General features: G+C 63.0%; 18 protein-coding genes and 1 tRNA gene. 7 read left to right on the top strand and 12 right to left on the bottom strand.

Going from position 1 to position 21508, the window contains the following annotated elements:
* The 6 genes from rbbA to BUE09_RS03805 form a co-directional block, all read right to left on the bottom strand.
* Positions 1-2742, bottom strand: coding sequence for a ribosome-associated ATPase/putative transporter RbbA (gene rbbA / locus BUE09_RS03830; RefSeq protein ID WP_073299352.1), 2742 nt, complete (start codon positions 2740-2742; stop codon positions 1-3).
* The gene (locus BUE09_RS03825; protein WP_073299351.1) at positions 2739-3815 is read right to left on the bottom strand and encodes an HlyD family secretion protein; all 1077 of its coding nucleotides are present in this window, start codon (positions 3813-3815) and stop codon (positions 2739-2741) included. The genes rbbA and BUE09_RS03825 overlap by 4 nt, the downstream gene beginning before the upstream one ends.
* Positions 3816-3927: 112 nt before the next feature.
* A complete protein-coding gene (locus BUE09_RS03820) occupies positions 3928-4548 on the bottom strand; it encodes an ABC-type transport auxiliary lipoprotein family protein (RefSeq protein ID WP_143164615.1) in 621 nt (206 codons plus the stop codon).
* Positions 4545-5483 (bottom strand): MlaD family protein, encoded by a 939-nt coding sequence (locus tag BUE09_RS03815; RefSeq protein ID WP_073299350.1) that lies wholly within the window; start codon positions 5481-5483, stop codon positions 4545-4547. Before BUE09_RS03815 ends, BUE09_RS03820 begins: the two co-directional genes overlap by 4 nt.
* Positions 5484-6269 (bottom strand): ABC transporter ATP-binding protein, encoded by a 786-nt coding sequence (locus BUE09_RS03810; RefSeq protein ID WP_417779571.1) that lies wholly within the window; start codon positions 6267-6269, stop codon positions 5484-5486.
* Positions 6266-7462: an MlaE family ABC transporter permease gene (locus BUE09_RS03805; RefSeq protein WP_073299348.1), complete on the bottom strand. Its 1197-nt coding sequence runs from the start codon at positions 7460-7462 to the stop codon at positions 6266-6268. The genes BUE09_RS03810 and BUE09_RS03805 overlap by 4 nt, the downstream gene beginning before the upstream one ends.
* Before the next feature lie 297 nt (positions 7463-7759).
* On the opposite strand from BUE09_RS03805, the gene BUE09_RS03800 reads away from it, so the two are divergent.
* Complete coding sequence (locus BUE09_RS03800) at positions 7760-8167, top strand: VanZ family protein (protein ID WP_073299347.1); 408 nt, start codon at positions 7760-7762, stop codon at positions 8165-8167.
* A 14-nt stretch (positions 8168-8181) separates the two neighbouring features.
* On the opposite strand, the gene BUE09_RS03795 is transcribed toward BUE09_RS03800, so the two are convergent.
* A complete protein-coding gene (locus BUE09_RS03795) occupies positions 8182-8835 on the bottom strand; it encodes a DUF2238 domain-containing protein (protein ID WP_073299346.1) in 654 nt (217 codons plus the stop codon).
* A gap of 140 nt (positions 8836-8975) precedes the next feature.
* Here BUE09_RS03795 and coxB point away from each other — a divergent pair, with 140 nt between their 5' ends.
* The 6 genes from coxB to BUE09_RS03765 are packed head-to-tail and all read left to right on the top strand — an operon-like array spanning position 8976 to position 15453.
* A complete protein-coding gene (coxB, locus tag BUE09_RS03790) occupies positions 8976-9995 on the top strand; it encodes a cytochrome c oxidase subunit II (RefSeq protein WP_083380606.1) in 1020 nt (339 codons plus the stop codon).
* Positions 9992-12520 carry a cytochrome c oxidase subunit I gene (gene ctaD / locus BUE09_RS03785; protein WP_073299345.1) on the top strand — a complete coding sequence of 843 codons (2529 nt, stop codon included), beginning with the start codon at positions 9992-9994 and terminating at the stop codon, positions 12518-12520. Before coxB ends, ctaD begins: the two co-directional genes overlap by 4 nt.
* On the top strand, positions 12517-12942 hold the full coding sequence (locus BUE09_RS03780) for a hypothetical protein (RefSeq protein WP_073299344.1): 426 nt from the start codon (positions 12517-12519) through the stop codon (positions 12940-12942). The genes ctaD and BUE09_RS03780 overlap by 4 nt, the downstream gene beginning before the upstream one ends.
* Entirely contained in the window at positions 12939-13568 is a 630-nt protein-coding gene (locus BUE09_RS03775) for a cytochrome c oxidase assembly protein (RefSeq protein WP_143164614.1), read from the top strand. Before BUE09_RS03780 ends, BUE09_RS03775 begins: the two co-directional genes overlap by 4 nt.
* Positions 13549-14841, top strand: coding sequence for a c-type cytochrome (locus BUE09_RS03770; protein WP_083380604.1), 1293 nt, complete (start codon positions 13549-13551; stop codon positions 14839-14841). Before BUE09_RS03775 ends, BUE09_RS03770 begins: the two co-directional genes overlap by 20 nt.
* Before the next feature lie 3 nt (positions 14842-14844).
* A complete protein-coding gene (locus BUE09_RS03765; RefSeq protein ID WP_073299341.1) occupies positions 14845-15453 on the top strand; it encodes a DedA family protein in 609 nt (202 codons plus the stop codon).
* Positions 15454-15488: 35 nt separating this feature from the next.
* Here the strand turns inward: BUE09_RS03765 and BUE09_RS03760 are convergent, their stop codons facing one another.
* The 5 genes from BUE09_RS03760 to BUE09_RS03740 form a co-directional block, all read right to left on the bottom strand.
* The gene (locus tag BUE09_RS03760; RefSeq protein WP_073299340.1) at positions 15489-16673 is read right to left on the bottom strand and encodes a polysaccharide pyruvyl transferase family protein; all 1185 of its coding nucleotides are present in this window, start codon (positions 16671-16673) and stop codon (positions 15489-15491) included.
* Between the two features lie 8 nt (positions 16674-16681).
* Positions 16682-17740, bottom strand: coding sequence for a nitroreductase family protein (locus tag BUE09_RS03755; RefSeq protein ID WP_073299339.1), 1059 nt, complete (start codon positions 17738-17740; stop codon positions 16682-16684).
* Positions 17737-19065: a flippase gene (locus tag BUE09_RS03750; RefSeq protein ID WP_073299338.1), complete on the bottom strand. Its 1329-nt coding sequence runs from the start codon at positions 19063-19065 to the stop codon at positions 17737-17739. Before BUE09_RS03750 ends, BUE09_RS03755 begins: the two co-directional genes overlap by 4 nt.
* Positions 19066-20045: 980 nt before the next feature.
* Positions 20046-20121, bottom strand: a tRNA-Thr gene (locus BUE09_RS03745).
* A gap of 75 nt (positions 20122-20196) precedes the next feature.
* A complete protein-coding gene (locus tag BUE09_RS03740; RefSeq protein ID WP_073299337.1) occupies positions 20197-21429 on the bottom strand; it encodes a methyltransferase in 1233 nt (410 codons plus the stop codon).
* Positions 21430-21508: the final 79 nt, after the last annotated feature.

Below are 21508 nucleotides of genomic sequence, written 5' to 3'. Positions count from 1 at the left end.
CTATTTCTCCTGCTTGCGCAGGCCGGCGACGCTGAGCAGGGTCAGCAGCGGAATCGCCAGGAGCATCGGGATGAAATACGGGTACAGGTCGGCCAGGCCCAGCGCCTTGGAAAACACCCCGCGGCTGATGATCAGAAAATGGCTGGTGGGATAGAGTTTGCCGATAAAGGCGCCGAACCCTTCCATTGCCGAGGTTGGGTGGATCAGCCCGGAAAACTGGATCGCCGGCAGCAGGGTGACGATGGTGGTGCCGAAAATGGCCGCGATCTGGCTGTTGAGGATCGACGACATCAACAGGCCCAGCCCGGTGGCGCAGGCCACGTAGAGCAGGGCGCCAAGGCAGAGGGTGAGGATGCTGCCCTTGATCGGGATACCGAAGACGAACACTGCCAGCAGTGCCAGGGTGGCGAAGTTGAACATGCCCAGGGCGATGTAGGGCAGCTGCTTGCCGAGCAGGAACTCCAGGCGGGTGGTCGGGGTGACGTAGAAGTTGGTGATCGAGCCCAACTCCTTCTCGCGCACGACACCCAAGGCGGTGAGCATCGCCGGAATCATCATCAAGAGCAGCGGAATCATCGCAGGCGCCATGGCTGGAAGGCTTTGCACGTCGGGGTTGTAGCGGTATCGGATGGCAACGTCGGCTGGCGCCAACCTCCCGTCCACGCCGGCTTCGCGGGCCAGTTGCTGCAGGTAGGTCAGATGAATGCCCTGCACGTAGCCTTTGATGGTGTCGGCCCGCATGGGCATGGCGCCATCGATCCAGAACGCGACCTGAGGCACGGCCCCGCGTTTGAGGTCGCGGCCGAAATTGGGTGGGATTTCCACCGCCAGACTGATATCGCCGCTGCGCAGGCGTGCATCCAGTTCCGCATGGCTGGCCAGCGCCGACTTTTCCAAGAAGTAGCGCGAGCCGGCGATGTTCTGCAGGTAATGCTGACTGGTGGTGGTCTGGTCCCCGTCGAGCACGGCATAGGTCAGGTTTTCCACATCGAAACTGACCCCGTAACCCATGATGAACATCAGCAGCACGCTGCCGAGCATCGCCAGCGTTGCGCGGATCGGGTCACGGCGCAGTTCCATGGCCTCGCGGCGGGTGTAGCTGAGCAGCCGACGCAGGCTGAAGCGGGCCGGGCGGACGCTATTGCTGGACGCTTCGATCTGGCCGTGCGTAGCGGTTGATGTGGCTGCCGGCTGTTCGCCGGCGTGCGCCGCGGCGGCTTCTTTCAGGTAGGCGATGAAGGTCGCTTCGAGCGTCGGCAGCCCGCGCTTGGTCATCAGCGCTTGTGGCGTGTCGCTGTCGAGTACCCGGCCGGCGTGCATCAGCGAGATGCGGTCGCAGCGCAGTGCCTCGTTCATGAAATGGGTCGAGATGAAAATGGTCACGCCGTCTTCCCGTGACAGCTGCACCAGCAGCTCCCAGAAGCCGTCGCGGGCGACCGGATCGACGCCGGAAGTGGGCTCGTCGAGAATCAGGATTTCGGGATTGTGGATCACCGCCACCGCCAGCGACAGGCGTTGACGCACGCCTAGCGGCAAGCGACTGGGCAGGCTGTCGGCGTCGCCGGTGAGATCGAAGCGTGTGAGCATTTCCTGCACCCGCGGCCCGCGCCGTTCGGCCGGCAGGTGGAACAGCCGGGCGTGCAGGTCGAGGTTCTGCCGCACGGTCAGCTCGCTGTACAGCGAGAACGCCTGGGACATGTAACCCACGCGTTGGCGGGTCTGCACGTCGTGCGGGTCCACCGGCTTGCCGAACAGCAGCGCCTCGCCCTCGCTGGCCGGCAGCAGGCCGGTGAGCATCTTCATGGTGGTGGTCTTGCCGCAGCCGTTGGAGCCGAGGAAGCCGAAGATTTCGCCACGGGCGATGCGGAAATTGACCTGGTCCACCGCGACGAAATCGCCGAAGCGCATGGTCAGACCATGGGCCTCGATCGCAATGCTGTCGCTGTGCGGCGGCGGTGGGATGACCAATTCGCGATGCTGATTGCGTTTGGCGTCCGGCAGCAGGCGGATGAAGGCCTGCTCCAGCGAGTCGCTGGTGGTGCGCGCCAGCAATTCGGCGGGCGTGCCGGTGGCCAGCACGCGGCCGGCGTCCATTGCCACCAGCTGATCGAAGCGCTGCGCCTCATCCATATAGGCGGTGGCCACCAGTACGCTCATCTGTGGGCGCTCGCGGCGGATGCGCTCGATCAGCTCCCAGAACTGTGCACGTGACAGCGGATCGACGCCGGTAGTGGGCTCGTCGAGGATCAACAGATCCGGGTCGTGGATCAGCGCGCAGCAGAGGCCGAGCTTCTGCTTCATGCCCCCGGACAGCTTGCCCGCCGGCCGCTGGAGGAAGGGAGCGAGACCCGTGCTGCGGGTCAGTTCAGCAATGCGCCAGTGGCGCTCTTCAGCCGCCTGGCCGAACAAGCGGCCGAAGAATTCGAGATTCTCGAAAACGGTGAGCGTTGGATACAGATTCTTGCCCAGCCCCTGAGGCATGTAGGCGATGCGCGGGCAGACCCTGCGCCGGTGGCCGGGATCGGCGATGTCGCCGCCGAGTACGCCTATCGTGCCCTGCTGCAGCTTGCGCGCCCCGGAGATCAACGCCAGCAGGCTGGACTTGCCCACCCCATCGGGGCCGATCAGGCCGACCATGCATCGCGCGGGCAAGGTCAGCGTCAGCTCATCCAGAGCACGCGTCTTGCCGTATTGCAGGCTGACCCCGGCAACCTGCACCACCGAATCGAGCGGCTCGCTCATGGCGTTACATTGATCTGCAGATCGGCGGGCCACTCGCTTTCAGCGTCGAGCTTCAGATAGGCCATGCCCGGCAGGCCGGTCTTGACCTGCTCCATGTGACGCTTGAGCAGTTCCGGATCGATGCGCGCCTTGACCCGGAACATCAGCTTTTCGCGCTCGCTTTCGGTTTCCACGGTCTTGGGTGTGAATTGCGCCACGCTGGCCACATAGCTGACCTTGGCCGGAATGACGTATTGCGGGGCGGCATCGATGACGATGCGCACCTCCGAGCCGATGGCGACGCGACCAGCCTGACGCTCTGGCAGGAAGAACGTCATGTAGACATCGGCCAGGTCGACCAGATTGAGCAGCTTGCCGCCCGCGCCGAGCACCTCGCCGGGTTGCGCCACGCGGTATTGCACCCGAGCCGTTCGGTCACTCTTTAACTCGCTGTCTCGGATATCCGCCTGCAGGCGTTCGACGCCGGCCTGTGCCGCTTCGACGGCTGACTGCGCTTCGATCACTTGGGATTTCGCGGCGGCAATCCCTGCGTCGACGGAGATGACCTGCGAGCGCGCCGCCGCCAGCGCCGCCTGGGCGCTCTGCATTGCGGCGAGATCATCATCCAATTGCTGGCGCGCCATGGCATTGCGCGCCACCAGCGTTTCGGTGCGCTGATGACGTTTCTGCGCGGCCGTCAGCTCGGCACGGCGCTGGGTGACGACGGCTTCGGCGGTGGCCCGTTCGCTCTCGCGCTGGGCAACCATGGCCTGTGCGGTAAGGATGGCGTTCTCGCCCTGGCGGACCTGCGCGCGCGCCTGGTTCAGCTGCGCCTGCAGCACCTCGGTGTCCATGCGCGCCAGCACTTGGCCGGGCTGGATGAAATCACCCTCGTCCACCAGGATCGCCAGCACGCGGCCCGGGCTCTTGGTGGCGATGTCGATTTCGGTGGCTTCGATGCGACCATTACCGCTGGCGAAGCCGTCGCCCAGGCCGCTGGGGCGCAACTCTGTCCACATCAGCACGCCGATCACAGCGATCGCGGCAAGGATTGCCATGGCCTTGAGTGCAGTTCGGGTGCGAGGCTGACTCATGGGTGTGCTCCGGCTGTTGTGAAGTCCGGAGCCATCTTAAGCGCTCTACCACGGCGATTATGTGTATCTGGATCAAGTCCGGCGTGAATAGCGACAAGCGTTGCGCGTCAGCTCATTGCAGCGTGCGGGCGTGGCTCAAGGTCCACTCGAGGATTTCGCCGCTGAGCTGATCGCTGGCCTTGCCGAACGCCTCGACCACGCTTTCCACACTCGGGTCGGCGCTGGGTTGGCGCACCTCGAAGCGGTGGTTGGCGAGGGTGTGCTGGTCGTTGCGGTTGACCAGGCGCGCGTCGAGCGTGATGACCACGACTGGCTTGTCGTCGACATACACCGTCTGGAAGGCGCGCAGGTCGCTATGCAGGCTGAGGTCGGCGTAGAGGTTGATGTCCTCGTTGCTCACCGACGGCATTCGGCCGTCGCGCTGAAAGGCTTCGATCAGGCGATCACGCAGCAGCACCGGCGCGGCGTCGCTCCAGCGCGCGCCTTGATAGGCGCTGATCTGGTTGCCTTGCGGCACCACGGCGATGCGCTGGCTCGAAAGGATGCGGCTGGCCTGGGGCGTATTGATGCGCAGTGCATGCTGGAGCGCGGGTGTGCTGGCCTGCTGCGGCGTGGGCGTCGTGGGCAGCAGGTAGATACGAAGGGTTTCGGACTCCGGCAGGATCGAACACGCCGCGAGCGTCGCGAACAGCCCGAACAGTGCGAGGCGGGACAGGGAGTGGCGAAGGTTCATGGGTTGAACTCCTGCAGTTTGTCGCGGCCGAGCAGAAAGCCGCTCGGGTTGTCTTCCAGGCGCTGAGTCACGCGGCGCAGCGCGCCAAGGGTGGTGCGCAGCTCGTTGATGGCCGGGCCGAGCTCGTTGAAGCCCTGCATGCCGTTGCTCAGCGCGCCTTCGTTGTCCTCAAGCAGTTTGTCCAGCCGAGCCGTGGCTTGGTCCAGCGTGTCCATCGACTGCGCTGCGCTGGTCAGCACGCTACGGCCCTGATCATCCAAGAGGCCGTTGGCGTTGCGCGCCAGGCTCGACAGTTCACCCATCACCGTGTTGGCCTGCTGGCTCAGCTGATTGAACTGCTGCAGCGTCTGCGCCAAGTCGCCACGGTGCTCGGAGAGCACACTGGTGGCCTGCTCCAGATGCTCAAGCGTGCGGCTCAGCCGACTGGTGTTCTCCTCGGAGAAGATCTGGTTGGCGCTGAGCAGGAGGTTGTTGATGTTGCTCATCAGATCTTCGCCGTTTTCCAGCAATGCGCTGAGCGACGACGGATCGGCGATGATCAGTGGCGGATCATCGCGTTCGCCTTCGAGCCGCGGGGCGTCCGGGGTGCCGCCGTGCAGCTGGATGACCATGCTGCCGGTGATATTGGCCAGGGCCAGGCGCGCCTGGGTGTTGGTCTTGATCGGCGTGCCGCCATACACGCGGATGCGTGCGCGGACCTTGCGTGGGTCATCCGGCTCCAGCCACAGCTCGGTGACATCGCCGACCTTGATGCCGCTGTATTCCACCGAGCTGCCACTGGACAGACCGCTGACGGCCTGGCTGAAGCCGATGTCGTAGTAACTGTATTCGCGATCCATGCTGGATTTACCCAGCCACAGGGCGAAGAGCAGCGCGCAGCCGACCGCGACCACGGTGAACAAACCGATCAATACATGATGGGCACGGGTTTCCATTTAGGGATTCTCCAACCGTTGCGCGGCGTCGTGCGCGGCGCGGCCACGCGGGCCGTGAAAATATTCGCGAATCCATTCGTCGTCGGTCGCGGCGACCTTTTCCAGCGTGTCGACCACCAAGACGCGTTTCTGCGCCAGGACAGCAATGCGGTCGCAGATGGTGTACAGCGTGTCGAGGTCATGAGTGACCAGAAACACACTGAAGCCCAGCGCATCGCGCAGGGTCAGAATCAACTGATCGAAGGCGGCGGCGCCGATCGGGTCGAGGCCGGCGGTGGGTTCGTCGAGAAACAGCACCTCCGGGTCTAGCGCCAGCGCACGAGCCAGGGCAGCGCGCTTGACCATGCCGCCGGACAGCTCATCGGGATATTTGCAGGCGGCTTCCGGCGGCAGGCCGGCCAGCGCCAGCTTCTGCCGTGCCAGGTGCTCGGCATCGGCGCGCTTGAGGCCGATGTGCTCGATCAGCGGCAGGGCGACGTTTTCCTGCAGGTTGAGCGAGGTAAACAGGGCACCGCGCTGGAACAGCACGCCGAAGCGTCGCTCGACTTCCGATCGGCGCTGGGTTGAGAGCTTCAGCAGGTTTTCGCCGAACACCTTGACGCTGCCGGCGTTGGGCTGACGCAAGCCGACAATGCTGCGCAGCAATACCGATTTTCCGGTACCGGAGCCGCCGACCACACCAAGAATCTCGCCGCGGCGGATGTTCAGGTCGAGATTGACGTGCACCGCCTGATTGCCGAAGCGGTTGACCAGCCCCTGAACCTGAATCACGGGATCGTCATTCACCAGCCCATCTCCATAAAGAACAGCGCGGCGATTGCATCGAGCAGGATCACCATGAAGATCGACTGCACCACGCTGGAGGTGGTGTGTTCGCCTACCGACTGGGCGCTGCCGCTGGCCTTGAAGCCCTCCAGGCAGCCGATTACCGCGATCAGGAAGGCGAACACCGGTGCCTTGCCGATGCCGACCAGGAAGTGATTGAGCGGAATATCGCGCTGCAGGATGGTGAAGAACATCGCCGGCGATATGTCCAGCGCCAGCGAGCAGACCACCAGCCCGCCGACGATGCCGCTGAGAATGCCGATAAAGGTCAGGATCGGCAGGGTGATCAACATCGCCAGTACCCGCGGCAGCACCAGCAGCTCGATGGGGCTCAAGCCGAGGGTACGAATGGCGTCGATTTCCTCGTTGGATTTCATCGCCCCGATCTGTGCGGCGAAAGCGCTGGCGGTGCGCCCGGCGAGCAGGATCGCCGCCAGCAGCACGCCAAATTCACGCAGAAAAGAAAAGGCGACAAGGTTGACCGTATAGATGGTCGCGCCGAAATCCGCCAGCACCGTGGCGCCGAGAAACGCCACGACCGCACCGACCAGAAAGGTCAGCAGGGCGACGATGGGGATTGCGTCCAGCCCGGTCTGCTCGATGTGCACCACCAGCGCGGTGATCCGCCAGCGCCGTGGATTGAGGATGACGGTAAAGAGTGTCTGCAGGGTCAGGCCGATAAAGCCGAGCAGGGTGCGTTGCTGATTCCAGACCCCGGAAACGGTGCGGCCCACGTGTGCCAGTACATCGGCCAGGCCGTTGGTTTCGGGCGCCTGTTCGGCTTCCGGTTGGTCGAGCGCCGCGGCGACGGTCGTCAGCAGCGCGCGTCGTTCCGCCGGCAGCTGCGGCGCCCAATCGCTCAGGCGAGCCACCCGCGCCGGCCCGATCAATTCCACCAGCAATCCGGCGCCAGCAGTGTCCAGCTTGCCAAGTGCGCCGAGCTCGATCCGGTCGGTTTCAGTCACCTGACGGCGGGTGCGTTCGATCTCCCGGCGCAGCGTCGCGTAGTGCTGCAACGTCCAGTCACCGCCCACGCTGAGCGTGGCGGCTCGCGCGTCCTGTGTCGGTTGCCGCTGCAGACTGCCTGGCAGCGAAGTGGGGTGCGTCAAAGGTGGTATCCCGTTTTGCTGGTAGCAGAGCGCGGCACTCGCCATTCTCCACGGCATCGGCCCTGATCGTAACAGTTCGGACCTCAATCCTGAGGTTACGTTTAGGCTGGCCTCTGTTGCGCAGAGGCAACTGATCGACAACTGCGCAATTTGTTACATGGCCGCACGAACTATCGATGGCTTTGGACCTCCATAGCGTGCACTCCGGTGATCATGCTCGGTACGCGCCACGTCGAGGGGCTGATATGTTACGCCGCCTTTGCTGACGTCTTCATCCTGCCCGTAATCCGGGCCCTGCCAATTTAACTACTTTCCGATCCCAGCGAGAGCTACCGATTGCCTATGAATTACTTGCGCATCCTGCCGTTCCTCGCGGTGCTAGCAATTATCCTTTTCAGCGGGCTGCGGCCCGAGCCGGTCCCCCAGGTCTTCGATCAGCAGGACAAGCTGCACCACATGCTTGGTTTTGCCGCGCTGATGTTCTCCCTGCGCCTGGCTTTTCCGCAGTGGAGCGTATTCTGGGCCGTGGCGGTGAGCCTGGTCGCAGCCACGCTGATCGAGGTCGGCCAGAGCTTGTTGCCTAATCGGCAGGCGTCGCTGGGCGACATGCTTGCCAATACTCTCGGCGTTCTGCTCGGCTGGGGTTGCTCGTACCTGGCATACCAGTGGTATCTGCGTCGGATTGGGGTGACCACCGACTCCGAAACATCCGACGCGCCCGAGCGGCTCGGAGACGCCGCCCGACCCTGAGGCGGGTGCCGTCGTCACGCCTGCGATGCTCTACGCGGGCGTCGTACCCGGGCCATGATTCCAGTGACGATCATGGCGATCAGCGCACCGCCGGCCGCCAGCGCCATGTCCTTTTGCGGGTCCCAGCGGTCGTTCTGGGTGGCAAGAAAGGTGCGTCCGAGGCCACCGCCCAGCATTTCCGCGCCAAACCATTCGATCAGCTCGTAGATCGCCGAGGTCGACAGCACGATGTCTATCGGCAGAATCAGGCTCCAGATTCCTGGGCGTAGGCCCAGGCGGATCAGCACCTCACGCATCGGATAAGCCAGCAGCAGCCCATAGCTGAAGTGCGCCAAGCGGTCGAACTGATTGCGTTCCCAGCCCAGCTGTTCATTCAGCCCTTCGCCGGTGAGTGCCTGCCACCAGTCGTTGTAGGGCACGTTGGCGTAGGTGTAATGAGCGCCGAGCTGATGGATGCAGAGATACAGAAAAATCAGCGTCGCGGCGCTGTGGGAGGGCAGGTAGTGCTTGTGGCCCAGCAACAAGGCGGCGGCCAATCCCACGACTAACAGATTCTCCAGCAGCCAGTCGTGGCGGTTGAAGGGATCGATTGCCAGCGCGCCCCAGATCAACAGGAACAGGCCGGCCAAGGTCAAAAGGTAGCGTCGGTGGCGTCTGTCTGTAGCCATGCAATCTCCTGAGTCGTTCTCCTGCTAATTGTTGGGACAAGCGCAACGACTCAAGGGTCCGCCGATTACGAATTCGCCTGGATACCCAACTTTTTCCGCCCGTGGAGTGTCACAAAACGTGACCCACAGCGAGGCGGACCATGCGGCTGACCCTGACAAACGTCCTCACCACAGCACGCGTTCAGCCGCGTGGCGTCGGCCTGTTGCTGCTCGCTGCGATGCTGGTGGGGTGTGACGGCCAGCAGTCAGCGTTGAACCCGGCCGGGGTCGGTGCGCAGAGCATCGCCACGCTGTTCTGGTGGATGGCCGGCGGTGCGCTGGTCATCTGGCTGGTGGTGATGGGCATCGCCCTGTATGCCACCCAGGCCCACCCGGAAGCCCACGGCATTCGCGGGGCGCGGTGGTTGATCATTGGTGGCGGAATCATTTTTCCGGTGGTGGTTCTGACCGGCCTGCTGATCTACGGGCTGATGCTGATGCCGCAACTGAGTTCGTCGGAAAGCGTTGCCCTGCGTGTCGACGTGTCGGGTGAGCAGTGGTGGTGGCGGGTGCGCTACCAGACCGATGCGGGGGACGCCGTCGAGCTGGCCAACGAAATAAGACTGCCGGTGGGCGAGCGGGTGGCCTTCAGCCTGACCAGCCCGGACGTGATCCACTCGTTCTGGATCCCATCGCTGGGCGGCAAGGTCGACATGATTCCCGGTCGGGTCAACGAGCTGGTGCTGGAGCCGACCGAGACCGGCACCTTCCGTGGCGCCTGCGCCGAATACTGCGGCACCTCCCATGCGCTGATGAATTTCGCCGTAGTAGTGATGACCCGTGAGGCGTTCGATCAGTGGCTAGCCGAACAGGCAGAGCCCGCGCAGCAACCGGAAACGGAACTGCAGCAGGCGGGCCAGCAGGCCTTTCTCGCCAATGGCTGCGGTGCCTGCCATCAGGTGCGCGGCACTGCCGCCGACGGCACGGTCGGGCCCGACCTGACCCACGTCGGCAGCCGCCTGACCCTGGCAGCCGGCACGTTGCCAGCCGATGTCGACGCCTTCCGACGCTGGATCGGCCATAGCAGTGAGATCAAGCCGGACGTGAGAATGCCTGCCTTCGGCATGCTGCCCGAGGCACAGCTGAACGCCATGGCGCATTACCTGAAGGGCCTGAAATGAGCGAGCCGATTGCATACCGCGACCCGCAGGACGAGGCCCGTGCCAAGGCCCAGGCTGAACGCCTCGCCGCCGCCTGGAAGACGCCCACCGGCTGGCGCTACTGGTCGGCGGTAAACAACACCGAGGTCGGGCTCTGGTACACCGGCGTGTCCTTCCTGTTTTTCCTTTTTGCCGGTGTGCTGGCGATGCTGATCCGTGCGCAGCTGGCGGTGCCGGATAACGATCTGCTGTCCGCCGAAACCTACAACCAGGTCTTCACCCTGCACGGCTCGGTGATGATGTTCCTGTTCGGCGTGCCAATCTTCGAAGCCTTTTCGATCCTGATCCTGCCGCAGATGCTCGGCGCGCGGGACCTGCCGTTCCCGCGGCTGTCGGCCTATGGCTTCTGGTGCTTCATCATTGGTGGCGTGTTTGTCTGCGGTTCGATCTTTTTCGGCGTCGCGCCCCAAGGTGGCTGGTTCATGTACCCGCCGCTCACCACCACCTATCAGGACGGGCTCGGTGCCGATATCTGGCTGCTCGGGCTGTCGTTCATCGAAGTGTCGTCGATCGCCGCCGCCGTGGAGCTGATCGTCGGCGTGCTGAAGACCCGGCCGCCGGGCATGCGCATCAACCTGATCCCGCTGTATTCCTGGTACATCCTGGTCGTGGCCGGAATGATCCTGTTCGCCTTCCCGCCGCTGATCGCGGGCGACCTCCTGTTCGAGCTGGAACGCGCCTTCGACTGGCCGTTCTTCGACCACACCCGCGGCGGCGATCCACTCTTGTGGCAGCACCTGTTCTGGATCTTCGGCCACCCCGAGGTCTACATCATCTTCCTGCCCGCCGTGGCGTTGGTGGCGACCATCGTGCCCACCGCAGCCGGGCGGCCCATCGTTGGCTACAGCTTCATCGTGCTGGCTGCGGTGGGCACCGGGTTCATCAGTTTCGGGCTGTGGGTTCACCACATGTTCACCACGGGGATGCCGGGGATTTCGCTGGCCTTCTTCTCGGCAGCGTCGGAGGCGGTGGCGATCCCGACTGGCGTGCAGATCTTCTGCTTCCTGGCAACGGCGCTGGCGGGACGCTTCGTCAAATCGGTGCCGATGCTGTTCGTCGCCGGTGCGCTGGCGATCTTCGTGCTGGGCGGCCTGACCGGTGTGATGGTGGCGCTGGCACCGTTCGACTTCCAGGCGCACGACACCTATTTCATCGTCGCGCACCTGCACTACGTGCTGATCGGCGGCATGCTGTTCCCGGTGATCGCCGGGCTCTATTACTTCTTCCCGCTGGCGCGCAGTAAGACGCTCTCCGATCGGCTCGGACGCATTGCCTTCTGGCTGATGTTCATCGGCTTCAACATCGCCTTTCTGCCGATGCACTTCACTGGGTTGCTGGGGATGCCGCGACGCGTCTACACCTACGCGCCGGACATGGGCTTTGACGTGCTGAATATGGTGTCGACCGTGGGCGCCTTCATCCTCGCCGCCGGCGTCGCGGTGCTGGTCTGGGATGTGTTGCGGCCCAAGGGCAAACAGCCCTACAGCAAGCGCAATCCGTGGAACGCCGGGACTCTCGAATGGCTCGCGGAAATGCCTGGCATGCCGTGGGGGGCGCGCTCGATTCCGATCATCAAGAGCCGCTACCCGCTGTGGGATCAGCCAGACCTGATGCGCGACGTCGACGCCGGGCGCTATTACCTGCCCGATGCCGAGGAGGGCAAACGTGAAACGCTGATCAGCAGCATCATCGACGCCGAGCCGATCCAGTGCCTGCGCGTGCCCGGCCCGACCTTCCTCAGCATGTGCGCGGCGATCTTCACTGGCGGCCTGTTCATCTTCGCGACCTACAGCTGGTACGTCGCGGCGCTGGTCAGCGGTGGCCTTGCGCTGATCACCATCCTCATCTGGCTCTGGACCGGCACGGCGGTGATCCCGGAGAAGCCGAAAAAAGACATCGGCCTGGACGTGACGGTGCCGCTCTATGCCTCCGGCGCCAAGTCGGTGGGCTGGTGGGCCACCTTCATCACCATGATTGGTGACATGAGCGCTTTTGGCAGCCTGGTGTTCGGCTACTTCTTTTTCTGGACCGTTCACGAGGATTTTCCACCGGCCGATGCGGCCGGCCCCGGTGTGTTCTGGCCGGTATTGGGGCTGGGGTTGATTGCCGCCTCCTGGGGGCTGACGCTGTTGGCACGGCGCTGCAACGTCCGTGATCAGGCGGCGGGCTTCTATGGCGCGCTGGGGCTGGCGGCGATCTGCACACTCGGTGGCGCCTACTCGCTATGGGCCGGGCCGCATTTCAGTGGCCTGGACCCGACCACTAACGTGTACCCCGCCACGGTCTGGGTATTGGTGCTCTGGTGCCTGATTCACTTGTCCATCGGCCTGATCATGCAGCTCTATTGCCTCGCGCGACGTGCGGCTGGGCGGATGACGGCGGTGCATGACATCGATATCCGCAACATCGCGTTGTACTGGCATTTCATGCTCATCACCGTCGGTGTGACCGTCGCCGTCATCGCCGGCTTTCCGGAGGTGCTATGAGTGAAGACCTGAGCGAACAGCAACGCAGCGGCGATCAGCAGGCGCCTGAAGCCCCGCCGCAGGTGCGCGACACGCTCTGGCTAATCACCCTCAGCCCGACTATCTGGGCGGTGCATTTTCTGCTGTGTTACGTGGCGACGGCGGTGTGGTGCGCGAAGGTGGCGGGTCGCAGCGGCGAGCTGGGCGATATCCGCCTTGCCATCGGTGTGCTGACGCTCGTGGCGCTGGCCGGAATCGCCCTGACCGGCTGGCGTGGCTGGCGAAAGCACTCGTTTGGCCACGCCACGGCGCCGCATGACTTCGATACGCCCGCTGATCGCCATCGTTTCCTTGGCTTTTCGACATTGCTGCTCAGTGGCCTGAGTTTCGTGGCAACGATTTTCGTCGCCTTGAGCGTGGTGTTCATCAGGAGCTGCGCATGATCTGGCGTCCGCTCTCGTTGCTGCTCGGCCTGGCCACGCTGGCGGCGGTCTGGCTCGGCCCGTTGCCGGACATGGCGGATCGGTTGTTCGTCGGCCATATGCTGATGCATGTGATGGTGGTAGCGGTGGCGGCGCCGCTGTTAGCGATTGGACTCGCTGGCGGCAGGTTCGACTTCTCCAACCGCATCCCCTTTCTGTTCTCGCCGATCTTGGCTTCGGTGATCGAGTTGTTCGTGGTCTGGGCCTGGCACATGCCAGCGCTGCACCATGCGGCGCGCACTTCGCAAGCGGCGGAACTGCTGGAGCAGGGCAGCTATCTGTTTGTCGGTCTGTTGGTGTGGCTCGCCGCGTTTGGCGGCGTGCGTCATCAACGCGCCCTGGCCGGCATCGCCGGGTTGCTGCTGACCTCAATGCACATGACGCTGCTCGGCGTGCTGCTGGCAATGTCGAGCCGGCCGCTGTTCGAGCACACCGGGTCTCCGCTCTCAGGCATGAGCCCACTGGAGGACCAGCAAATGGGTGGCGTGATCATGCTGGCCTTCGGCGGCAGCGCCTATTTGATCGGCGGTTTGTATCTGCTGTTCGGACTCTTACAGGACAAGCGCCATGCCGTTTCCAGCAGCTAGGCGGATTCTGCGGCGATACTGGGCGCCGTTGCGGCGTTGGCTCGGCTGGCTCACAGGCGGCTCATGGAAACGCGTGCTGGCGGCCGTGGCGTTGATGGGCGCGCTCGCCGGTGTCGGCGGCTTGACCCTGGTATCGCTGGGGCTGGTACCCATCAGCGCCAGCTCGGGCCATTGGACGGCGACCGGCTGGGTGTTGCATTACGCCATGCGCCGGGCCGTGAGCACGCAGTCGATGGGCATCACGGTGCCGCCGCTGGACGATCCGGCGCTGGTGCTCAAGGGGGCCGGGCACTATCACACCGGCTGCCTGGCCTGCCATGGCGGTCCGGGTCAGGAGCGCTCGTTGATCGTTCAGCAGATGACACCCGAGCCGCCCTTCCTGCCGCCGCGCATCGAGCGCTGGGAGCCGCAGGAGTTGTTCTGGATTGTGAAGAATGGCGTGAAATTCACCGCCATGCCGGCCTGGCTCGCGCAGAAAAGGGACGATGAGGTCTGGGCCGTGGTGGCATTCCTCCAGGCGATGCCGAGCATGTCGCCAGAGCGCTACACGCAACTGGCGCTGGGTGGGCGAGCCGACCAGCCCGCCAAACCGGTAACTCCCGATCATCTGCGTCCGTTGCAGGATCCACTCGGTCCGGTGTTGGCCAACTGCAACCGCTGTCATGCCGAAGACGGCGGCGGTCGGGGCGAAGGCGCGTTCCCCCGATTGGCCGGGCAGAGCGAGGCGTATCTACTCGGAGCGTTGCAGGCCTATGCGAGTGGCAAACGCCACAGCGGAATCATGCAGCCAATCGCCGCGGGTCTGGAGCCGGACGTGCTCGAAGCGCTGGCGCAACACTACGCTGAATTGCCGCCCATTAGCCGAACGGACGCCCCGGAACCGCTACCCGACAGTCTTGCCCGGGGCCTGTCGCTGGCCGAGCGCGGCGTGCGTGAACGCGGCATCCCGTCCTGCGTGCATTGCCATGGGCCCAAGGAGGGTCCTCGCAATCCGATGTACCCGAACATTGCCGGCCAGTACGCGGCCTATCTGAAGTTGCAATTGGAGCTATTCACAACCGGTAAGCGTGGCGGTACGGAGTACGCCCATATCATGCACAGCGCCGCGCAGCAGCTCACGCCGGAACAGATGCAGGCACTGGCCGATTACTACGCGTCGTTGCCGGCAGAGGAAACCGCGGCACTTGGTAAGCCTGCGCTGACACTAAACAGGCGAGAGCCAATCCGCACCGAGCCCTCGGCGCAGGATTCTTCACCCCCACAGCAGAGGTAACCGATGTTCGACAAGATCGTGGAAATCGTATCGGCGTTCGGCTACATCGGCGTGTTCTTGCTGATGTTGCTGGAGAACATCTTCCCGCCGATTCCCTCGGAGCTGATCATGCCGCTGGCGGGCTTCGTCGCGGCGCGGGGTGATCTCAACTTCATTGTGGTGATTCTGGTCGGCACCGCTGGCTCGGTAGTGGGTGCGCTGCCCTGGTACTACGCCGGCGCCAAGCTCGGCCAGGAGCGCATGAAACGGCTGGCCAAACGTTGGGGGCATTGGCTGACGCTGTCGCCGGAGGATGTCGACAAGGCGAGTGGCTGGTTCGATCGGCACGGTAAGGCGGCGGTGTTCTTCGGCCGCCTGATTCCGGCGGTGCGCACCCTGATTTCGGTGCCTGCCGGTATCGCCGGCATGTCGATGACCAAGTTCCTGATCTACTCGACACTGGGGTCGTTGATCTGGACGGCACTGCTGGCACTGGCCGGCTATCTGCTCGAGTCACAGTACGAGAAGGTCTCGGAATACCTCAACCCGGTTTCCACGGTGATCGTGGTGCTGATGGTGCTCTACTACCTGTACCGGCTGATTCGCCAGCGCTTCGCCGGTAAGAAACACTAAACCGTGGCGCCGGCTCGCGGCGCCACGGTGGTCACTCAGGCCGCGCCAGCGGTGTGGTGCTGCGCCTGGTGGGTACGCTGACACTGATCGATTACGGCGAACACCTCCTGCCACATCTGCTCGGATTGTTGCTTGAGCTGAGCGGTACGGGCCTGAATCAACGCCTGGATCCGCGCAGCATCATCCGTCACCAGATCGATCTTGCGCTTGATTTCCGCCTCATCGGTGGTGACCTGAACCAGCCCTTCGGGGAAGCCATAGTCTTCGAACAGCATCTGATACTTGTGGCTCCAGCCGGTGGCCAGCGCCGGCACGCCTTGGGACAGCGCGCTGACCAGTCCATGAAAACGGCTGCCCAAGGTGCCGCTACAGGCGCCAAGGATGCCCTTGATTTCCAGCGCGCCGCTCTCCTTGACGATTGGAATGCCGCCCACCGCGGCCGACAACTCGTCAGCCAGGCGCTGATCGTCCTTGCCTTCATGCACCAGCACGAAAGGCTTGGCGCCCTTTTCCAGCAGGCACCGCGTGCAGGTGATCAGGAAGGGCAGGTAAGCCTCGCGCGTCTTCTGGTCGGTCTTATCGAGCATTCGGCAGTTGGGCACGATGCAGAAACGGTTCTGCTCTATATCGAAGTCTTGCGGCAGCACGCCGGTCATAAGGTTGGTGAAGTCTGGCGACTGCTTGATCTTGGCCTGCTCACCCACCAGTTCGGTCAGGTGTTCGTAGGACACGCGCTCGCGCGGGAAAATCAGGTCAATGTTTTCGACCACCGTTTTCATTGCCGCCCGGTTTTTCTCCGATTTGAACGGCCCCAGCGCTTGCGGTAAGAGGATCACGCGGGTGCCGTTTTTCTTCCAGCGTTTGGTCGATTGCGCCAGTTCTGCACAGGGATCCTCGCCCCATTGATCGCTGTAGGCGAAGCCCGCCGCGTCGATGACCACGTCGACTTCCTTGTCCAGTACCACGCCGTACATTTCGCGCAGCGGACGTGGCGCGAAGTTGGCCAGCGTGCCCCACTGGATGCCATAGCGCCATAGCCAGGCCTTGGGGTAGAAGCCCAGCTGCACCAGCTTGCGGAACGGCTGTTCGGCTTTTTTCTGGGTCGGGGCCATGACGAAGGTAGCGTCGGGATACCGGGTCCTCAGCTTCTGCAGCGCCGCGTGCAACATCAGCTCAGCGCCTTTATTGACGAACCCTGCCTTTCTGATCTCGATAATCATCGCTTACCTCAGTTGTATACAATCAAGTCTTTCTCGGTCTTCTTGTCCGAATAAGGAATCCCTCCCGTTGGATCGGCATAGCCCACCGCGAGCAGCATCACAGTGCGTTCCTGATAGGCCAGGCCCAGTATTTTCGACAGTTGGCGCTCTCGCTCTTCCACGTCTGGCCAGTTGATCGAGCAGCTCGACAACCCCAGGCTTTCCAGAGCCAGCATCAGCTGCATCGCTGCCAGCGAGCCATCGATATAAACCACGTGGCGGTCACGTGCTTCCGGGTAGCAGCCGAGGTCGCCGACCACGGCAATCACGCAGGGCAGGTTGTCATGGAAACCCGCGGTGCCGCCGGCGCACTTGGCGACTTCGGCGGCCTTTTCCTTGCCATTGCTGACATAGAAACGGAACGGCTGGCGGTTGCAGGCCGATGGCGCCAGCGCGGCGGCCCGCACCGCCTGTTCGAGCAACGCGTTGCTGACCGGCTTGTCCTGATACCAGCGCACCGAGCGACGGCGACGGAACAGCACCATCAGCTCGTCATAGCTGACCGGGCACTCCGGCAGATCGCTGTGCGGGTAGGGCACGCATCGGTTGGTGTTGCCAGGCGTCTGGGTGCTGGTGAAGGCGCGCTTGGCCGAGTCGATGCGCGGCGTGCTGCCAACGGCGGAGAAATAGTCGGTGAGCACATCGTTGGCCCAGCGTTGCTGGCCGTTTACGACGCCCGCCTGGGTTGCATCGGCATAGCAGCGAACCGTCGGGCCGATGTAATCCTCGGCAAAGGTGCTGCGCCGAGGACGCATGATCAGGCCCTTCTCCAGGCGATGCACGTTGCGCCGCAGAAAGGCATCGTTTTCGCCCTGTCCGCGCATCCGTTTGGCGAAATTCAGTCGGCCAAGCAGCACTGCGCGGTGCTCACGGTCGAACTCGCGGCTGATCAGGCAGTAATAAACCGACGACAGGAATCCGCTGGATGAAAACAGGCGGACCAGGGCAATGCCAGTGTTGTCGCGGGTGGCCTTGATCGCGTTCTTGACGGGATCAGGCAAGGCTCTGGCGAGCGACATCAGGCTCATCGGGCGGCTCCTACTGCGTTGAATGCGTAACGGACGGGGCTGAACATCGATTTGGTCATCATGTAGAACACCGGGCGGGTCTTCTTGTGCACCAGCAGGGCAGCGTACGAAGCCACCGCGTAAGAAATGAGCGTGGCCATGGCGGCGCCTTCGCCGCCGTAGTGAGGAATCAGCAGCAGGTTGATGCCGATGTTGGCCAGCGCGCCGAGACCCTGAGTGATCAGTGAAAACATCAGTGCGCCCTCGATCAGGATCCAGCGGCTGAACGCTGCGCGCATGAAGATGAACACGCCTGCCCAGATATGGATGGTGAGGATCGAGGCGGAGTTCTGGTACTCGTCGCCAAACAACAGGGCGATCACGGGTTCGGCGACGAGCGACACCAGCACCGCGACAGCGATGGCAAGGATGAACAGGACATCGAACAGCTGCTGGAAGCGCTTGTTGAAGAGGTCTGGGTCGGCGGCGTGCAGCTTGATCAACTTCGGGAAAAACGACGCGACAATCGCAATCGGCAGGAAGTACCAGGCCTCGGAGAGTTGCGCCGCAACGGCATAGACGCCGACTTCCTCGGCGCCCACCATCCACTTGAGCATGACCTGATCGATCTTCATATAGACGACCGCGAAGATCGAACCGAGGTACAGAATCCAGCCCTGGCTGAGCAACTCCTTGGCCTTGGCCAAGCTGGCTTTCCAGCTCATCAGCGAGACAGTGGTGGTGCCTTTATAGAGCAGCGCGAGAATCAGCGCGGCCATTGCGAATTGCGCCGTGTGGGCAAAGGCGAAGGCGATGACGCCGGCGCCGCTGAACACCATCAGCAGTTTGAGAGCCGCTGACAGCAGGATCGCACTGGACTTGGCGATGGCCGGGTAGCGGGCCTGCACCTGCGACTGGAACCAGTATTCCACCACGTCGAAGGTCTGGAAGAAGATGGCCGAGGCGACGATCAGCAACATCCAGAACTCGGTGCCGCCCACTTCTTCGAACAGCGATGCGTAAACGAGCACCAGGACGAAACCAATGGTCATGCCGGTCAGCTTAAGCATGAACGTGGTACCCAGCGTCTCCGGAACCTTGTTCGGCTGCTTCACCACCTCGCGCACCACCAGCCCTGCCAGACCCATGTGACCGGCCGAGGCGAAGATCGCGGTCATGGAAATGGCGTAGGCAAGAATCCCAAACTGTTCCGGTCCCAGATAGCGGGCCAGCACGATCGCCATGAGAAAGCCCACGCCGATGTTCAGCAACCGCTCCGCCATCATCCATGAAGCATTGAACAGGTACAGCTTGAGTTTGTGGAAGAGGGTGGTGATTGCGCTCATCGAGTGGCTCGGTTCCTCAAGGCTGGCTCCGGGGTGGCAAGCATTGCCTTCAGTTGCGCTGGAGTGGCGACGCACAGCAGACCGTGTTTTGCCTGGCATGTTCCAGGTACAAACAATTGGAAATGAATCGCAGGTCAGCCTTGCAAGGCGCTGGCGAAAGGCCGTTAGAGCAGGTCGGTTTGCAGGAAACTGGCGGGCTGACAGCAGGTGAAACGGTCGGCTGGAGGCTCAGCTAGACGAGCCTGACCCATGGCGGTTCCGACTGACGGTTGCGCTGGTCTTTCCTGGTTTGTACTTAATCTGATGGCCTTTTCATTTCAAAAGTGGAACTTTTGCCATCACGCCCGTTCTTAACCCTGCTGCCGCTGCTGGCCGTTCCCTGACCCATCTCGATGTGCCATGGAGCGCCTAGCACGGCGACCAGCCCTCCGCCTTGGGGCTGGTGCAAGGCTGCCGCGAAGGATCTCGCGAAACGTCAGGACTGACGCAAGGAATCGCTGCTGGGAGCGGCCGAAGGGACAGGACTCAGCCTATACAGAAAAGCCCCGCATCGTTTGATGCGGGGCTTTTTTGCGTCTGGCTATGTGACTAGGTTCGCTGACTCATGCCGTTTCCGGGTGGTGCTGTTCCTGCAGGCGCGAAATGGACGATTTCGCCAATGGCGGCGCCAAAGATGCAGCTGAGCACCAGAACAACCGAGGCGACAACGATTGCGAAACGAGCCTGTAAGCTGCGTAAGGAGTGGCAAGCATCAAGCGTAACCGTGAGAGATAAGACGAAATGCCAGCATCCGCCCGGTGTAACACGCCGCCGCTATGTTGGCGTCGCGTCTGGATTCTTCCATCGAATCAATCGCAGCGACCGGTTAACGGGACTCTCGCACAAAGCGACGGCAGCCATCGATCCGGATCATTTCGTGCCGAGCTTCGTATGAAACAAAAAAGGCCCACCTTTCGGTGAGCCTTTTCTGTTGTTTCGTATGGTGCCGGCACCAAGAGTCGAACTCGGGACCTACTGATTACAAGTCAGTTGCTCTACCAGCTGAGCTATACCGGCTAAAAGATGGGCGCCATTATAGCAATTGCTCGCGGCGAGTAAACTGTTTGTTGCCAGTTGTTTGCATGAGTTTTCTCATGTGCTTGCGCTCGGGTGCTGGAGCTCGGCAATCAGCATCAGGTTGCGTGGGGTCAGCTCGGCTGGACAGAAGGTGCCCAGCCGCACCGCATAGCCGTTTTCCGCCAGCAGTAGCGCACGGTCGAGCAGCAGCCAGAGCTCCAGCGGCCGCCGAAACAAGCCGCGCAGCAGTTCCAGATTGCGCACTTGGGCAAGCCGCTGCCAGCCACGTTGCTCCAGCGCATTCCAGTCCTGCTCCTGCGGTTCGGGTAGCTGCTTGAGGGTCGCCAGGTCGCGGCAGTAGTGGGCGAAGCTTTTCTTCAGCCAGCTACTGGGAAGCGAGGGTGTGGGCAAATAATCGTTTTTGCCGCGCAGCTCACGTTGGAGCAGATCGAAACCCAGGCGCCAGGCCATCGACTGGTCGCGCTGGCGGCGTTCGCGCGTACCGGCAGTGACGGTTTCGCTGAGTGGCAGGCCGAGGTCGTCACGGGAGAGCTCAAGACTTGATTGCCGCCCAAGCGTCGATAAGGGCCGGTAACGATCTGTCTGGGTCCGGTTGTAGCAGCAGGGTGCGATTGCCAGTTGCTGGCAGCGTTGCGCGATGCTCAGGTTGATCATACGAATGTGCAGATCGCCACAGGCATGTAGCGCTATCGGTGTTGTGGTGGGGTTGAGCTGTGCAGCCACATCGCCGGCCATCACGTCCTGCTGTCGGTGGTCTGCGTTGATGCCCAGCTTCTGACTGAGGTGGGCGCCGGCTGTAACCAAAGCCTGATCCCACTCAAGGCACGTCAGCTCACCCCCGCGCCTGACCAGCTGGCGCCCTAGATGACCTTTGCCCGCGCACCAGTCGACCCAATGGTGCGGGACTTCATTGAACGTCAGGGCCGCGTCGAATGCCTGGATCTGCAGCCACTTGCGTCCGGGCACGTCGGCCAGCTGGCGCGTGTCAGTGTTTCGGATGGGTGAGGAGGGCAGCTCGTCCATACAGCTCAGGGCGAGGGCCCGTGCAGCCAGCTGTTGAAACGGGGCGGGTGCGAGCAGCTGTGCGGGCTGGTTGTGCGCGGCTTCAGCGTCTTTCAGTGAGCGGCCGCGAAGCCAAAGGGCCAGTTCTGGATGTTCAGATTCCCAGCCGAGACGCATGTGCGTGAACGGGCGCGGACGCCACAGCGCCTGGTGCTGCAACAGGAATTCGTCGAGTTGCCGAAAGCGTTCGGCCAGTTGTGCGTAGCTGAATGGGGCGCTGGACATGGGGGCTCGGCAATGGCGGCTTCGTGGCTATGATCGCGCCGAAAGCCCCTGCCGAAAAGCGAGACGCCCGTCGAAACGG

Origin of the sequence: Stutzerimonas xanthomarina DSM 18231, from assembly GCF_900129835.1 — a bacterium.
Taxonomy (GTDB): domain Bacteria; phylum Pseudomonadota; class Gammaproteobacteria; order Pseudomonadales; family Pseudomonadaceae; genus Stutzerimonas; species Stutzerimonas xanthomarina.
Note: the sequence above shows the minus strand (reverse complement) of the source record. Positions and strands in the feature narration are given on the sequence as shown.

Excerpts from the sequence above, each read along its gene's own strand:
- rbbA (WP_073299352.1), bottom strand. The coding sequence starts at position 2,742 with ATGAGCGAGCCGCTCGATTCGGTGGTGCAGGTTGCCGGGGTCAGCCTG.
- BUE09_RS03825 (WP_073299351.1), bottom strand. The coding sequence starts at position 3,815 with ATGAGTCAGCCTCGCACCCGAACTGCACTCAAGGCCATGGCAATCCTT.
- BUE09_RS03820 (WP_143164615.1), bottom strand. The coding sequence starts at position 4,548 with ATGAACCTTCGCCACTCCCTGTCCCGCCTCGCACTGTTCGGGCTGTTC.
- BUE09_RS03815 (WP_073299350.1), bottom strand. The coding sequence starts at position 5,483 with ATGGAAACCCGTGCCCATCATGTATTGATCGGTTTGTTCACCGTGGTC.
- BUE09_RS03805 (WP_073299348.1), bottom strand. The coding sequence starts at position 7,462 with ATGGCGAGTGCCGCGCTCTGCTACCAGCAAAACGGGATACCACCTTTG.
- BUE09_RS03800 (WP_073299347.1), top strand. The coding sequence starts at position 7,760 with ATGAATTACTTGCGCATCCTGCCGTTCCTCGCGGTGCTAGCAATTATC.
- BUE09_RS03795 (WP_073299346.1), bottom strand. The coding sequence starts at position 8,835 with ATGGCTACAGACAGACGCCACCGACGCTACCTTTTGACCTTGGCCGGC.
- coxB (WP_083380606.1), top strand. The coding sequence starts at position 8,976 with ATGCGGCTGACCCTGACAAACGTCCTCACCACAGCACGCGTTCAGCCG.
- ctaD (WP_073299345.1), top strand. The coding sequence starts at position 9,992 with ATGAGCGAGCCGATTGCATACCGCGACCCGCAGGACGAGGCCCGTGCC.
- BUE09_RS03780 (WP_073299344.1), top strand. The coding sequence starts at position 12,517 with ATGAGTGAAGACCTGAGCGAACAGCAACGCAGCGGCGATCAGCAGGCG.
- BUE09_RS03775 (WP_143164614.1), top strand. The coding sequence starts at position 12,939 with ATGATCTGGCGTCCGCTCTCGTTGCTGCTCGGCCTGGCCACGCTGGCG.
- BUE09_RS03770 (WP_083380604.1), top strand. The coding sequence starts at position 13,549 with ATGCCGTTTCCAGCAGCTAGGCGGATTCTGCGGCGATACTGGGCGCCG.
- BUE09_RS03765 (WP_073299341.1), top strand. The coding sequence starts at position 14,845 with ATGTTCGACAAGATCGTGGAAATCGTATCGGCGTTCGGCTACATCGGC.
- BUE09_RS03760 (WP_073299340.1), bottom strand. The coding sequence starts at position 16,673 with ATGATTATCGAGATCAGAAAGGCAGGGTTCGTCAATAAAGGCGCTGAG.
- BUE09_RS03755 (WP_073299339.1), bottom strand. The coding sequence starts at position 17,740 with ATGAGCCTGATGTCGCTCGCCAGAGCCTTGCCTGATCCCGTCAAGAAC.
- BUE09_RS03750 (WP_073299338.1), bottom strand. The coding sequence starts at position 19,065 with ATGAGCGCAATCACCACCCTCTTCCACAAACTCAAGCTGTACCTGTTC.
- BUE09_RS03740 (WP_073299337.1), bottom strand. The coding sequence starts at position 21,429 with ATGTCCAGCGCCCCATTCAGCTACGCACAACTGGCCGAACGCTTTCGG.